This window comes from Pseudomonas sp. lyk4-R2A-10, assembly GCF_030209075.1.
Classification (GTDB): Bacteria; Pseudomonadota; Gammaproteobacteria; order Pseudomonadales; family Pseudomonadaceae; genus Aquipseudomonas; species Aquipseudomonas glycinae.
This window is the reverse complement of record NZ_JARVSR010000010.1, coordinates 782,257-797,070: the sequence shown is the minus strand read 5'-3', so window position 1 is coordinate 797,070 and position 14,814 is coordinate 782,257. Positions and strand designations below refer to the sequence as shown.

Below are 14,814 nucleotides of genomic sequence, written 5' to 3'. Positions count from 1 at the left end.
GTCTGGTGTTAGATACCGGAAATGATTAAACATAAAGTCAATTCCGGCTAACGGGGCAACATTCGGAAGCATAGTTTCAGCGCGAGAGCGATTTGAAACTCAACTTGCCCGCCAGAAAAATCGTTGCATTTGTTAAATATTGTCCGAAAAAAAGCCCTGCATATGCAGGGCTTTCATGTTTGCGAGGGATTAACCGCGCAACCAGGAATCAACGGTGGCTGCACCGTATTGTTCTTTCCAGGCCTTCAGGCCGCGGTGATTGCCACCTTTGGTCTCGATCAGCTCGCCGGTGTGCGGGTTCTGATAGACCTTGACCACGCGAGCGCGGCGGGTTTTAGGTGCGGCGGTCGATTGCAGACCGGATTTCGCCGGGTTCGGATCGAGAATGGCGATGATGTCTTTCAGGCCTTTGCCGTAGGTTTTCATCAGCCCCTGGAGCTTTTCTTCGAATTCGATTTCTTTCTTGAGCCCGGCATCATTCTTCAGCGATTCCAGCTGCTTGAGCTGTTCCTGAAGGGCCTTTTCAGCTGCACGAAATTCAGCGAGTCTGGACAATATCTTTACTCCAATAGTGTGTTTGGCTGATACCAACCGCAAACAAAGCTATAAGCCAAGAGCCTTGAAGCGACTCGGTGATAATGGCTCACCTGCCCATCTTGCAACAGGTAAGAAAAATTGTAGTAGTTAATGCGGCAAGAGTAAATCCTGACTTTTTCTTCATGTAACAACAACGCTGTTTTGTATCAATTTGGTGCGGGCTGTCGGCGAGTCCGGATTTATCCAGAGAAGTTAATGATGAGTTAATGCTTCGATGAAGTCCGCAGCCGGCATCGGTTTGCCGAAAAGGTAGCCCTGCAGAAAGTTGACATGGTGGGCGGCCAGATAATCACACTGGGCTTGCGTCTCCACACCTTCGGCCACGATGCCCAGATCCAGCTTGGTCGAGAGCTCGATGATGCTGTCCAGAATATGCCGTGACAGCGCATCTTTATCGATCATGGCGACAAATGTCTGATCGATCTTGAGGAAGTCGACATTGAACGTCCTCAAGTAACCGAGGCTTGAATGGCCGGTGCCAAAGTCGTCAATCGCGATCTTCACGCCCATTGCACGCAGCTGCGCGAACAGTTGATGGGTAATGTCGGACGGCTCGATCAGCTCACGTTCGGTGAGTTCCAGAACCAGGCTGATGCTGCCCGGCTGAAAAGCTGACAAAAATTCACGGCAATCCTCAACCAGCTCCAGATCGTTGCAATGGCTGGCGGTGATGTTGATGCCAATGTGGAACGGCGCGGTAAAGGTCGATGACAGCGGCCCCAGCACGACAGCCGTCTGCTGCATCAAGGCCCGAGTCATCGGCACGATCAGTCCGGAGTGTTCGGCAAACGGGATGAACAGGTCCGGACGCACCAGCCCCTCCTTGGGATGGTTCCAGCGCATCAGCACTTCCGTGCCCGACCACTGTTTACTGTCGCCGTGCACCACCGGTTGAAAGTAGGGAATGAACTCTCCCGCCTCCAGCGCCCGAAGCATTTCATGGCTGGGCGACGTGGATCGTTTTTGCACGATGTAACCGATTGCTCCCGATACTGCACCGAAGAACATCAGCAGGCTGAACAGCGGCGGGTATTCATCTTTCATGTAGCGCCAGGTTTCGCCTTCTGGAAAAGCGGCTGTCACCGAGAACGCATAGTGCGACGAGTGCAAGGTACTTTGCGCCACCGGCAACGCGGGCAAGGCGCCTTGATGCACTTTGCCGTCGGCGCAGAGCCAGTTGTTGCCGACTTGCAGCAACAACAATGTGTGCCGGCCGATCAGGCGCAGGATGTTGCTCAGGTGATAGCCGTCCAGCGTGGTCAGTGCGCCACCACGGCCTTCGCTGAGGCGGTACACCAGCAGCGCGGTGTCAGGCGTCACCGGGTTGCCGTTCATGAGCCACAACTTGCCTTGGGCGTAGTCGCCTGGATTGACGGCTTCCTTGAAATCGCCGAACAAGGAGCTGCAATAGAGATTGTCGTCCCACACCAGATTGGTCGAGCGCACGAACGGGCGGCGGGTGACTTGTTCGCGCAAGGCCAGTTTGACGGTCTCGCAGGTCTGGCCGGCCAAAGGCAACAGTTCGCGGGCGGCCTGGGCAGTGTTGTCGAGCATCAGTTCGAACTGACGCAGGGCTTCTTCGGCGGTGTGTTGCGAACTCTGCTGAAGGGCGCGTCCGGCCTGCATATAGAGAATCACACTGCCGAGTACGATCGGCAGCAAGCCGCACAGCAAAGTCATTATTATCCGGGTGCTGCGCTTGCGGCGGGGCCTGACAGTCAGTGGCATGGGCGCATCCTGTCGCAATGGAGTGGGGCTCTAGATGGCAGGCGAAGCGTGCGCGCAAAGCCCAGGGTCTGAGCCCATGATAGATGGCCAATGACGCCTGCGCTGCTCAACGGTAATCCAGCCGTGTTGCCAGTTGAATGAATGCCAGCGTGGCGGGCGATGCCTGGCGCTGATCCAGTACCGCCAGTCCGACCTGCCGTTTGACGGGCGGTGACAATGTCCGTTTTACATAGCGCGGGTCGGAATCGAAGGGCAACGAGCCTTCCGCCACCACAGTCATTGCATCGCCCCGGCCCACGGTGTCGAGCGTGCTGAGCAGCTGCGAGCAGCGATAGCGGATGTTCGGGTTCAACCGCGCCGTGTTGAACAGGCGCGATACCAGCTCCGACGAACCGGCCTCGGTCAGCACGAACGGATCGTTGCATAAGTCTTTCAGCGTCACTGATTCGTGCGCCGCCAACGGGTGACCGAGCGGGAGCAGGGCGACCATCTGATCTTCGATCAAGGCAAACGTGTCGAAGCGTTCCTCGGGCAGCACCACAAAGCCGATGTCGATCCGTCGCTCCTCCAGCCACTGGATGACCTGCCGATCCGGGCCTTCATCGATGTGCACTTCGATCCCCGGATGCGCCTCGCGATACTGCTGCAGAATCCTGGGCAACAACTTGATCGACGATGTCGGCCCGAACGAACCGATGCGCAATGTGCCGCGCTTCATGCCGCGCGCATCCGCCGCCTCTTGGCGCAGGGTATTGGCCAGCCCAAGCATCGCCCGGGCCCGCAGCAGCAATTGCTCGCCGATGTCGCTCAGTTCCACTTGCGATTGGTGCCGGCGCAGCAGTTCGACGCCCAGTTCCTGTTCCAGCGACTTCAAGGCGTGGGACACCGCTGACTGGGAAATCCCGAGGCGATGGGCGGCGAGAGTAAAACCTCGCAGTTCGGCCACCAGCGAGAAAATTTCGAGTTGGGTCAGGGTCATGAGTAAAGACTCATTTTACGATGATGAGGAATCAATCGAATGATACGTCATCCCTCAGTCTCATCGTTGGGAGCGTTATGAGTTGTCATGAACCTGTCCGTCCGGCCGCCTCGGACATGCCCGTCTATTTGAACCTGGCCCTGGTCACCATGATCTGGGGCGGAACGTGGGTGGCCGGGCGGTTTCTGGCCGGCAGCCTGAGTCCGGTCTTCGCCGCCAGCTTGCGATTTCTGCTGGCCAGTGTGGCGTTGCTCGGGTTTCTGCGACTGGCCCGGATTGCGCTGGCGCGGCCCACGCCCCGGCAATGGCTGCAACTGGCGCTGCTGGGGTTCTTCGGGATCTTCTTCTACAACCTGTGCTTCTTTTACGGGTTGCAATACATCAACGCTTCCCGGGCCTCGTTGATCGTGGCGCTGAATCCGGCGGTGATCGGTCTGGCATCGTGGCTGCTGTTCAAGGAGCGGCTGAGCCGGCTGAGGGTCATCGGCATCGCAATCTGCATCGGTGGGGCAGGTGTGGTGATCGTCAGTCGCAACCCGCAGTTGTTGAGCGAAACGCCGGACGCGTGGATTGGCGACCTGCTGATCCTCGGCTGTGTGCTGAGCTGGGGCGTCTATTCGCTGTTCTCGCGCAGCCTCAACCAGAGCATCGGCCCGGTGCAGACCGTGACCTTTTCGATTCTGCTGGGCACCTTGATGTTGTGGGCGTTGGCCCTGAGCCGTGGCGAAGTCGACGTTGCGGCGCTGGCCGCACTTGGCTCGCGCCAATGGCTGAGCCTGGCCTATCTGGGCGTACTCGGCTCGGCGCTGGCTTACATCGGTTACTACGATGGCATCCGTAAAATCGGCGCCACGCGCTCTGGTGTGTTCATTGCGCTCAACCCGCTGACCGCCGTGCTGGCCGGCGCAATCCTGCTGGGCGAACAGCTGACGGTGGCCATGTGCCTGGGCGGCGCGCTGATTCTGACGGGCATCTGGCTGTGCAACAAACCCCTTGCACCAGCCGGAAAAAAGCGGATTTTATAGAGAGGGCAGACAACCCTATTTACGCTGTGTAGAATCGGGTTACGCATACAATAATAATCGTCTTCTGGCAGCAGAAGCCTCGCCCGCAAGAGCCTTGGGTCGACAATGAAGATATTCGGGTTTCAACTGATCTACGGTGACTTCCTCGCCCGCAGTGTGCGTGGCATCTCCTGTGCGCCACCCACCGGTCTCAGCATTACTGACAAATAACTTTGGTTAATTGATTAAGAATGATGAGGCGCCAACCATGGCAGATTTATACGAAAACCCAATGGGCCTGATGGGCTTCGAGTTCATCGAGTTCGCATCGCCGACCCCTGGCACCCTGGAGCCGATCTTCGAGATCATGGGCTTCACCAAGGTCGCGACCCACCGTTCCAAGAACGTGCACCTGTACCGCCAGGGCGCGATCAACCTGATCCTCAACAACGAACCCCACAGCGTGGCCTCGTACTTCGCGGCCGAGCACGGTCCATCCGTTTGCGGCATGGCGTTCCGGGTCAAGGATTCGCAGAAGGCTTACAAACGCGCATTGGAACTCGGTGCCCAGCCAATCCACATCGAAACCGGCCCGATGGAGCTGAACCTGCCGGCGATCAAAGGCATTGGCGGCGCGCCGCTGTACCTGATCGACCGTTTCGGCGAAGGCAGCTCGATCTATGACATCGACTTCGTGTTCCTGGAAGGCGTTGATCGCAACCCGGTCGGTGCCGGCCTGAAGATCATCGATCACCTGACCCACAACGTGTATCGCGGTCGCATGGCCTACTGGGCGAACTTCTACGAGAAACTGTTCAACTTCCGCGAAATCCGTTACTTCGACATCAAGGGCGAATACACCGGCCTGACCTCGAAAGCGATGACCGCGCCGGACGGCATGATCCGCATCCCGCTCAACGAAGAATCGTCGAAGGGCGCCGGGCAGATCGAAGAGTTCCTGATGCAGTTCAACGGCGAAGGCATCCAGCACGTGGCGTTCCTCACCGACGATCTGGTCAAGACCTGGGATCAGCTGAAGAAGATCGGCATGCGCTTCATGACCGCGCCGCCGGACACCTACTACGAAATGCTCGAGGGCCGTCTGCCGAACCACGGCGAGCCGGTCGATCAGTTGCAATCGCGCGGCATCCTGCTCGATGGCGCATCGGATAAGGAAGACAAGCGTCTGCTGCTGCAGATCTTCTCGGAAACCCTGATGGGCCCGGTGTTCTTCGAATTCATCCAGCGCAAGGGCGACGATGGTTTCGGCGAAGGCAACTTCAAGGCACTGTTCGAATCGATCGAGCGTGACCAGGTGCGTCGTGGCGTTCTCGCTACCGAGTAATCCGCATCAGATGTAAAAAAGCCCGGCCTGCAGAAATGCAGGCCGGGCTTTTTATTGCGCGTCTTACGGGCGCCGTTGGCGCATCAGATGCTTGAAGCCTTCAAACACCAGCACCACCACGGCGAGCCAGATCGGGATGTAGGTCAGCCATTCTCCGGGCTTGATGCTCTCACCCAGCAGCAGCGCCACGCCGAGCAACAACACTGGCTCTACGTAACTCAACAAACCGAACAGACTGAACGGCAGAAGGCGACTGGCAATGATGTACACCACCAGCGCCGATGCACTGATCAGACCGAGCAACGGAATCAGCCATGTCAGCGCCGGGTACTGATCGAACACGCCGAAACCCTGTTCGCCGCCGCGCACAAACCAGTACGCCACCGGCAGCATCAGGGTCATGTCGACCCACAAACCGCCGAGGTTGTCGGTCTTGAGGTATTTGCGCAGCACGAAGTACAGCGGGTAACCGACGACCACCACCAGCGTCGCCCAGGAAAACCCGCCGACCTGATACAACTCGTTCAACACACCGAGGCTGGCAAAAAACACCGCGACTTTTTGCAGGTATGACAGGTTTTCGCCATAAGCGATGCGTCCGGTCAGGACCATGGACAACGGTAGCAGGAAGTAGCCCAGCGACACATCGAGGCTGTAGCCGTTGAGCGGCGCCCACATGAACAGCCACAACTGCACGCCGAGCAACGCTGACGAGAGGATCAGACCACCGATCAACTTCGGCAGTGCAGGGAGCCCGCGCAGCAGCTCCAGCACCCGCCGCCATTCGCCGGAAACCAGCATGAACACGGTCATGCAGGGCACGGTCAGCAGCATCCGCCAACCGAAGATTTCCACGCCGCTCAAAGGGGTGAGCAGCGAGGTGTAGTAATACATGACGGCAAACAGCGTCGATGCTGTCACCGATAGAGCAATGCCTTTAGACAAACTGTCCTCGCGGGGGGGGATGGTGAAACGGGGCGCGCAGGATACGTGGTTTTTGTGGTGAATATTGGCCAGATGGTCATTATTTTCAACAGATCCAAAAGCCCCTCACCCTAACCCTCTCCCGAAGGGAGAGGGGACTGACCGAGGTGTCTCAGGAGTTTCAGCGACGTGAAAGTCCGAGTCGATTGTGGATTCACCACGAGAGCTTCAGGCAAAAGCTTAGCTTCAATATCCCCCAATCGGTTCCCTCTCCCTCCGGGAGAGGGCTAGGGTGAGGGCAGCGGTCTCAAGCCGAACGCGGTTTGCGGCCCGACACAAAATGGCTCACATCATTAAACCCCGGCGTAGACGCATGCCCCGGCGTCACCAGCGAATCGATAAACGCCTCATCCTCCGCCGTAATCTTCACCGCCTGCGCCTTGGTGTACGCATCCCACTGTTCTTCCGTGCGCGGCCCGACAATCGCCGAGGTCACCGCGCCGTTGTTCAGCACCCAGGCAATCGCAAACTCGACAATCCCGACCCCACGCTCCCGGGTGTATTGCTGAATCTGCTGGGCAATGCGCAACGATTCCACGCGCCATTCAGTCTCCAGAATCCGTTTGTCCTGGCGCCCGGCCCGGCTGTTGGCGTCCGGGGTCACGTCCGGTGCGTACTTGCCGCTGAGCACGCCACGGGCCAGCGGGCTGTAAGGCACGACGCCGAGGCCGTAAGTCTGGGCGGCGGTGATCTGCTCGGTCTCGGCCTGACGGTTGACGATGTTGTACAGCGGCTGGCTGATCACCGGGCGATCGACGCCGAGTTTGTCCGCCACGCGGATCACCTCGGCAATCCGCCAGCCGCGATAGTTGGACAGGCCCCAATAACGGATCTTGCCCTGGCGAATCAGGTCGCCAATCGCCGAGATCGTCACTTCCAACGGCGTGTTGTGGTCTTCGCGGTGCAGGTAATAAATGTCGAGGTAGTCGGTGCCGAGCCGGGTCAGGCTGGCCTCCAGACCATTGAAGATGTGCTTGCGGCTCAGACCGCTGCGGTTTGGCACACCATCCACCGGGCCGAAACCGACCTTGGTCGCCAGCACCCATTCATGCCGATGACGGGCGATGGCCTCGCCGACGATCTCTTCCGAGCGGCCGTTGGTGTAGACGTCGGCGGTGTCGATGAAATTGATGCCCTGATCCCAGGCCTTGTCGATGATGCGCAGCGAATCTTCTGCGCTGGTCTGCTCGCCAAACATCATCGTGCCGAGGGTGAGGGTGGAGACCTGCAACCCTGAGTGACCCAGTGTGCGATAGCTCATGCCGAAATCCTTTTGTCGGTGGGAAAGCTTCCATCAAATACCAGAAGCGCCCGGCGCGGCAAAGTGAATTTATCGGCGCAGTGCCTCGCAGCGCTGGCGCAAAAACGCTTGCAACACCTTGACCCGTTCCGAGACTTGCACGCGATGCGGGCACAAGAGATTGAACGGTACGCTCTCGCCGTGCCAGTCATCGAACAGCGTCACCAGCCGCCCGGCGCGTACGTCTTCGGCCACGTCGAGCCAGGCCTTGTAGGCAATGCCGTGTCCGGCGAGCGCCCAGCGGCGGGCCACTTCGCCGTCGTCGCTGAGGTAGTCGCCGCGTACTTCGACCTCGACCGTTTCGTCGTCGCGATGGAAACGCCAGGTGTTGTAGGGACGGCCGTTGCGCAGGTAGAGCAGGGGGCTGTGCTCGCTCAATTCGGCAGGATTTTGCGGTGTACCGTGGCGTTCCAGATACGCATGACTGGCGCAGGCTACACGGCGATGCTCAGGCAGAATCGGCAACGCCACCAGCGTCGAATCACTCGGCACGCCAAAGCGCAGCGCCACATCCACCGTCTCGCGAAACAGATCCGCATGCCGGTCGTTGAGCAGCAATTGCAGCTGAATGTGCGGGTGCTCGCGCTTGAAATCGTCCAGCCACGGCAACAGCACATTGCGCCCGAAGTCCGACGGCGCCGCCAGTTGCAGCACGCCGCTCAGGCCTTCGGTCTGTTGCTTCAGCGCCTGTTCGCCCTCGGCCAATGTGGCCAGTGCCAGGCGCACGCTTTCCAGATAGCGCCGGCCCTCTTCGGTCAGGCGCATGCTGCGGGTGGAGCGGGCGAACAGGCGGATGCCGAGGCGGGTTTCCAGGCGTTTCAAGGCGATGCTGGCGGCGGCCGGGGTCAACTCCAACGCCCGGGCGGCGGCGGAAATGCTGCCGGAGTCGGCGGTGCGGACGAAGATCTCAAGATCGAGAATCGAGCTCATTGGTAAAAATCCTTTAAAGATCCTTCCGATTTACCGGGATTTTTCTGCGATTGGCAACCGGGGAAGATGCAATCTCCTCAAGCCCACCGGAGAACTCTCATGAAACCATTCGACAACCAGACTGTTGTGGTCATCGGCGGCAGCAGCGGCATTGGCGCCGCCGTCGCGTCGAACGCCGCTGAACGAGGCGCCCGTGTTTATTCGGTTGGGCGCCGTGTTGAAACGTCAGAAACCCATGACGGTGTCCGCCACGAATCCGCCGATGTCACCGATGACGCCTCGCTGCGTCAACTGTTCGAACGCATTGGCGCCCTCGATCATCTGGTGATTACCGCCGGGCCGAGCGTCAGCGCCAAGCTGTTGGCCGACAGCGATCTGCTTCAGGCGCAGCAGGCCTTCGACGTGAAATTCTGGGGCACCTTGCGCGCGATTCAAGCGGCGCTGCCGTACCTGAGCGAACGGGGCAGCATCACCCTGACGTCGGGTTTGTTGTCGCGCAAATTTGTCGCTGGGCAGTTCATCAAGACCACGTTGAACGCCGCGCTTGAATCGCTCGCCAAACAACTGGCGAAGGAGTTGGCGCCGCGCCGGGTCAATGTGATCAGCCCCGGTGTGACTGACACCGAAGCTTACGCAGGCATGGACGAAAGTCAGCGCAATGCAATGTTCGTCCGTACCTCGGCGGCGCTGCCGGTGGGTCGGGTCGGCAAGCCGCAGGACCTGGCCGCCGCTTTTATGCTGGTCATGGAAAACGGCTTTATCAGCGGCAGCATCATCGATGTCGACGGAGGTGGATTGTTATGACCTGGCACTTCGATCACCTGGCGTTCAATGCGCCGGACGGGCAGCCGATTCAGGACGCCTTCAATGTATTGCTGGGATTGACGCCGGGGCGGCGGCCGCCGTTTCCGTTTCCCGGGCGGTGGTTGTATCAGAATGGGGAGGCGTTGGTGCATGTGATTGAGCAGCCTTCGTTTGAGGACGCTGGTTTGAGTCATATTGCGTTTCGTACGGATGAAGACGCGGCGGTGGTTTTGAAGCGGGTGCAGGGCAGTGGGTTGCCGTATCAGGTGGCGCAGGTGCCGGAGGACGGGATCTGGCAGATTTTTGTGCAGATGCCGGGAGGCCTGGTGCTGGAACTGGATGCAAAAACGGGGATTTTGTGAGTGTTTAATCGTGGCGTTTAAAGGACACGTTCAGACACGCACCCCAGGCTACACAACCTTGCGCCGTTGCCTACGACTGCGCCAGAATCCGCCGGCTTGTGCGCTTGGGGGCCGGGTTTTATCGTTGTCCCGTCGCTGAAAAGAACAGCGATCGGGTTTGGTAGCCCGGGTCTTTAAGTGCAGAGTGCTCCATTTTGTAGAGTCTTTTGTCTCTGTTTTATGGTGGTCATTCGCAGGGCACCTTCGGGTGCGCCGTTTCTCCTAAGGCCCGGTCTACCAACCTGCGTCTGGCCACCACCATCGTTTGGTAGCGAGAGTGGTGGCTCCATATATGTGCCTTAGGAGTTCCACCATGATCAAACCAACACCCAACCCACCCGAAGCCGATTCAACGTCTCCCTACGAAACCCTCGATTCAAAGAAATTCCACGAAGCCGCCGAACGCGCCCTCGATCACTACCTCAATCCGCTGCTCCCCAGAAAACCGCTGCTCAAACCCAACGCCCGCTACCTCATCGCCCCCGGCATCGACAGCGAAGAACTGCTGGCCGATGCCTGCGAGACGCTGACCTCTGCCAAAGTCATGGCGACCGACTTCGCCGGACTGGTGGACGGCTCGCAGAGGCATGTGCTGCTGGGCATTGCGCAACTGATCATGCTGAGTGAACTGGCGGTGAACCGGGCGCTGGATAATCTGGAACTCAAGACTGAAGCACCGCTGTAGCTAGATCCAAAAGAAAAACGGCCCGAAAAGGGCCGTTTCTGTATTTCGACTAAGGCTTAAGCCCGCAACGTCCGCGTCATCCGCAACGCCAGCAGACTCCCGCCAACAATCACACCCGCCAGCAGATACAACGCCGCGTCGGTCGACCCGGTGCTGTCCTTCACCCAACCCACAAGGTAAGGGCTGAGGAACCCGGCCATCTGCCCCATCGAGTTGATCAACGCCAACCCGCCCGCCGCAGCACCTGCACTGAGCATGGCAGTCGGCACCGGCCAGAACATCGGCAGACCGGTCAACGCGCCCATGGTCGCGATGGTCAGACCGAGAATCGCAATCGCCGGATTCGCCGCGAAGTTCACCGCGATCAGCAGGCCGACAGCGCCCATCAACATTGGCACCACCAGATGCCAGCGACGCTCTTTGCGCAAGTCCGCCGAGCGACCAACTACCAGCATGAACACCGCCGCCAGCAGATACGGAATCGCACTCAACCAGCCAATCACCAGGTTGTCGCTGAAGCCGAGGTTCTTGATGATCGACGGCAGCCAGAAGTTGATCGCGTACACGCCGCTCTGGATGCAGAAGTAGATCAGGCCGAAGGCCCAGATGGCCGGGTTCTTGAATACGGCAATCAGCGAATCGGAAGTGGTTTTCGGTTTGTTCGCCAGGTCCTCTGCCTGATCGGCTTCCAGCACCGAACGCTCGTGCGGGGTCAGCCATTTGGCAGCGGCGAAGTTGTCGCTCAACAGGAAGTAGGCGAGTGCGCCCAGCACCACGGTTGGAATGCCTTGCAGCAGGAACATCCACTGCCAACCGGCCAGACCACCCTGGCCGGCGGCGAAGTGATTGAGGATCCAGCCGGAAAACGGGCTGCCGAGCAGGCCCGACACCGGAATCGCCGACATGAACAACGCCATGATCCGGCCACGGCGGAAGGTCGGGAACCACTGCGAGAGATACAGCACAACACCTGGGAAGAATCCGGCTTCGGCGGCGCCGGTGAACAGGCGCAGGGTGTAGAACTCGGTCGGCGTGGTGACGAACAGCAGGCAGGTAGACAATGTGCCCCAGGTGATCATCATCAGCGCAATCCAGCGCCGTGGGCCGAATTTGGTCAGCGCCAGGTTGCTCGGTACGCCGCACAGCACGTAGCCGATGAAGAAGATCCCGGCACCGAGGCCGTACACGGTTTCGCTGAATTTCAGCGCGTCGAGCATCTGCAGTTTGGCGAATCCAACGTTGACCCGGTCGAGGTAGTTGAACAGGTAGCAGATGAAGATGAAGGGGATCAAACGCAGGGTGATGCGTTTGTAGACGGCATTTTTATTGTCAGCGATGGTCTGGGCGGCAGCGGCGCTCTGCGACATGGCGGCTCTCTCTTTATTATGATTTTTTGCGATGCAAAGGGTAACGTTGATCGCCCTGAGAGTCTCGGCCACCTTTGGCCGGATTGTCTTTGTGCCTGAGCACAGGGTTTGCTGCCAGACCCTGTGCGGGTGAACAACCGTCCGCGCCTGTTTTCAAGGATTCCAACCCTTATGTTCGAACTCGATCACGACCTCGCCCAGGACATCGTCGACCGGGCCATGGCCATTTTGCCGTACAACGTCAACGTCATGGACAGCCAGGGATTGATCCTGGGCAGTGGTGAGCCGGAGCGGATCAACACCCGCCATGAAGGCGCGCAACTGGTACTGGCCAACGGGCGAGTGGTGGAGATAGACGCGCAGACCGCCGTGCATTTGAAAGGCGTGCAACCGGGGATCAACCTGCCGCTATTGCTCGATCAGCGTTTGATCGGTGTACTCGGTATCACCGGCGAGCCGGAGCAATTGCGCACTTACGCCGAACTGGTGCGCATGACGGCTGAAATGCTGGTCGGCCAGCGCAACCAGCAATCCGAACAGCAATGGCGGCGGCAGCGTTGCGATGATTTGCTGGCCTTGCTGCTGAGCGAGGCGGGGGATTCGCCAAGGCTGGTCGATGAGGCCCAGCAACTCGGGCTCAAACCGCAACTGACGCGGGTGCCGTATCTGTTCGAGTTGGGCCTGGAACATGGGCCGCGGCAAACCGTCGAGGCGCTGAGTGCCTGGCTGATGTCGCGTTATCCGGACAGTTGGTGCGTGAGTTCGGCCAAGTCGTCACTGCTGTGGTGCCGGCCGGCGAGTCAGAACGTCGAGCATGATCGACTGCTGGAAAAACTCGATGGCTTGGGCTGGAACATCCTGCGCATTGCGGTCGGCGGGCAGGCTGATGGGCTGACCGGGTTGCGCCGTTGCTATCGGCGGGTCGGCGATTTGCTCGCCTATGGCCGCGAAGTGCTGCCGCGCTCACGGCTGTTGACCCTCAATCGCTATCGCTTGCCGGTGATGCTCTGGCGCCATCGCAACGACGATGCGCTGGATGAACTGCTCAAACCGTTACGCAAAGTGATCGCCAAGGACAGCAACGGCCAGTTGCTCGCGACCTTGCGCAGCTGGTGCGATCACGACGGGCAGAGCCAGGCCTGCGCCGATGCCTTGGGGATTCACCGCAACAGTCTGCGTTACCGGATGGAGCGGATTGCCGAGTTGAGCGGGGTCGATCCGTTGAAGCTCGACGGGATGCTGGCGTTGTATCTGGGTGTGCAATTGCTGCCACAGACCGACGATTTGTCGAAATGAACAATAAACGCCTGCGCCACTTGTGCAGCGGACAGGCGTCAACGGGCAAGGCGACTGGCAGCATGAGGGGCATTGGAACTGGAGAATTCGCATGAAAATCGTCATCGCCCCCGATTCGTTCAAGGACAGCCTGAGTGCTCAAGGCGTTGCAGAAGCCATTGCGCTGGGCCTGGCGCAGGTCTGGCCGCAGGCGACGCTGGTCAAGTGCCCGATGGCTGACGGTGGCGAAGGCACGGTGGAGTCGATTCTCGCCGCCTGCGAAGGCGAACTGCGCCGCACCCGTGTGCGCGGCCCGTTGGGCGCAGCGGTTGAAGCCGCGTGGGGCTGGCTGCCGCATAACCACACTGCAATCATCGAAATGGCCGAAGCCAGTGGATTGCAATTGGTGCCGCCGGGGCAGCGTGACGCATGCATAAGTAGCACGTTCGGCACCGGTGAACTGATCCGCGCGGCGCTGGATGCTGGCGCACAACGAGTGATTCTGGCCATCGGCGGCAGCGCCACCAATGACGGCGGCGCCGGCGCGATCCAGGCGTTGGGGGTGAAGTTGCTGGATGCTCAAGGGCAAACATTGGTGCCGGGCGGATTGGCGCTGGCGCAACTCGCACGACTGGACCTGAGCGAACTCGACCCGCGACTGGCGCACGTCCGGTTCGACATCGCCGCCGACGTCAACAATCCGCTGTGTGGCCCCCACGGTGCCTCGGCGATTTTCGGCCCGCAGAAGGGCGCATCCCCGGCGCAAGTGCAACAACTGGATCAGGCCCTCGGCCACTTCGCCGAACTCTGCGCGCAAGTGCTGGGCAAGGATGTGCGGGATGAGCCGGGCAGCGGTGCCGCGGGTGGATTGGGCTTTGCGGCCAAGGCGTTTCTCGGTGCGCGATTCCAGGCCGGTGTCGAAGTGGTCGCCGAGCTGGTCGGTCTGGCCGATGCTGTGAAGGGCGCTGACCTGGTGATCACCGGCGAAGGGCGCTTCGATGCCCAGACCCTGCGCGGCAAAACCCCGTTTGGCGTGGCGCGGATCGCCAAGCAACACGGCGTACCGGTGATCGTCGTTGCCGGGACTTTGGGCGAGGGCTATCAAGCGCTCTACGATCACGGTATCGACGCCGCATTCGCCGCCACCAGCGGCCCGATGACCCTCGAACAGGCTTGCGCCGAAGCACCGCGTCTGTTGCGCGAACGCGCCACCGATATTGCCCGCGTCTGGCGCATGGCGACTCCGGCCTGACCTGTCACCCATCATCTAAACCGTCGGGTGTTTCAATAGCGAAACACTCGCAATAATTAGAAAAATATTTGCTCTTTACCTGCAAAATTCCTCAAGCCTGGCCGATACAGAAATCAGGCGCACACAAGATTTTCCAAAACAGTGACGCCGGACTGACGCCCAC

General features: G+C 59.7%; 14 protein-coding genes. 7 read left to right on the top strand and 7 right to left on the bottom strand.

The annotated features are described in order from the left end of the window. Nucleotides 1-189 precede the first annotated feature (189 nt). From QRN46_RS16990 to QRN46_RS16980, 3 genes are all read right to left on the bottom strand, one after another. On the bottom strand, nt 190-555 hold the full coding sequence (locus QRN46_RS16990) for a histone-like nucleoid-structuring protein, MvaT/MvaU family (RefSeq protein ID WP_011334329.1): 366 nt from the start codon (nt 553-555) through the stop codon (nt 190-192). A 234-nt stretch (nt 556-789) separates the two neighbouring features. Further along, entirely contained in the window at nt 790-2,325 is a 1,536-nt protein-coding gene (locus QRN46_RS16985; protein WP_285356035.1) for an EAL domain-containing protein, read from the bottom strand. A gap of 106 nt (nt 2,326-2,431) precedes the next feature. Next, nucleotides 2,432-3,304, bottom strand: a complete 873-nt coding sequence (locus QRN46_RS16980; RefSeq protein ID WP_011334327.1) for a LysR family transcriptional regulator — start codon at nt 3,302-3,304, stop codon at nt 2,432-2,434. 77 nt (nt 3,305-3,381) lie between these two features. On the opposite strand from QRN46_RS16980, the gene QRN46_RS16975 reads away from it, so the two are divergent. Continuing rightward, nucleotides 3,382-4,329, top strand: coding sequence for a DMT family transporter (locus tag QRN46_RS16975; protein WP_285356032.1), 948 nt, complete (start codon nt 3,382-3,384; stop codon nt 4,327-4,329). Between the two features lie 247 nt (nt 4,330-4,576). After that, a complete protein-coding gene (hppD, locus tag QRN46_RS16970; RefSeq protein ID WP_011334325.1) occupies nt 4,577-5,653 on the top strand; it encodes a 4-hydroxyphenylpyruvate dioxygenase in 1,077 nt (358 codons plus the stop codon). 63 nt (nt 5,654-5,716) lie between these two features. Here hppD and rarD read toward each other — a convergent pair whose 3' ends face one another. From rarD to QRN46_RS16955, 3 genes are all read right to left on the bottom strand, one after another. Then, a complete protein-coding gene (gene rarD / locus QRN46_RS16965; RefSeq protein ID WP_011334324.1) occupies nt 5,717-6,598 on the bottom strand; it encodes an EamA family transporter RarD in 882 nt (293 codons plus the stop codon). A gap of 286 nt (nt 6,599-6,884) precedes the next feature. Next, entirely contained in the window at nt 6,885-7,898 is a 1,014-nt protein-coding gene (locus QRN46_RS16960) for an aldo/keto reductase (RefSeq protein WP_201818473.1), read from the bottom strand. A gap of 69 nt (nt 7,899-7,967) precedes the next feature. After that, a complete protein-coding gene (locus tag QRN46_RS16955; protein ID WP_285356028.1) occupies nt 7,968-8,867 on the bottom strand; it encodes a LysR family transcriptional regulator in 900 nt (299 codons plus the stop codon). A 99-nt stretch (nt 8,868-8,966) separates the two neighbouring features. Between QRN46_RS16955 and QRN46_RS16950 the strand changes: the two genes are divergently transcribed. From QRN46_RS16950 to QRN46_RS16940, 3 genes are all read left to right on the top strand, one after another. Then, nucleotides 8,967-9,671, top strand: coding sequence for an SDR family oxidoreductase (locus QRN46_RS16950; RefSeq protein WP_285356026.1), 705 nt, complete (start codon nt 8,967-8,969; stop codon nt 9,669-9,671). After that, the gene (locus QRN46_RS16945; RefSeq protein ID WP_285356024.1) at nt 9,668-10,033 is read left to right on the top strand and encodes a VOC family protein; all 366 of its coding nucleotides are present in this window, start codon (nt 9,668-9,670) and stop codon (nt 10,031-10,033) included. The genes QRN46_RS16950 and QRN46_RS16945 overlap by 4 nt, the downstream gene beginning before the upstream one ends. A gap of 352 nt (nt 10,034-10,385) precedes the next feature. After that, a complete protein-coding gene (locus QRN46_RS16940; protein WP_011334319.1) occupies nt 10,386-10,757 on the top strand; it encodes a DUF6124 family protein in 372 nt (123 codons plus the stop codon). A gap of 56 nt (nt 10,758-10,813) precedes the next feature. On the opposite strand, the gene QRN46_RS16935 is transcribed toward QRN46_RS16940, so the two are convergent. After that, the gene (locus QRN46_RS16935) at nt 10,814-12,124 is read right to left on the bottom strand and encodes an MFS transporter (RefSeq protein ID WP_285356021.1); all 1,311 of its coding nucleotides are present in this window, start codon (nt 12,122-12,124) and stop codon (nt 10,814-10,816) included. A gap of 171 nt (nt 12,125-12,295) precedes the next feature. Between QRN46_RS16935 and QRN46_RS16930 the strand changes: the two genes are divergently transcribed. Both QRN46_RS16930 and QRN46_RS16925 read left to right on the top strand, forming a co-directional pair. Further along, complete coding sequence (locus tag QRN46_RS16930) at nt 12,296-13,420, top strand: sugar diacid recognition domain-containing protein (protein ID WP_285356019.1); 1,125 nt, start codon at nt 12,296-12,298, stop codon at nt 13,418-13,420. A gap of 91 nt (nt 13,421-13,511) precedes the next feature. Continuing rightward, nucleotides 13,512-14,651 (top strand): glycerate kinase, encoded by a 1,140-nt coding sequence (locus QRN46_RS16925; RefSeq protein WP_285356017.1) that lies wholly within the window; start codon nt 13,512-13,514, stop codon nt 14,649-14,651. The last annotated feature ends 163 nt before the right edge of the window (nt 14,652-14,814 follow it).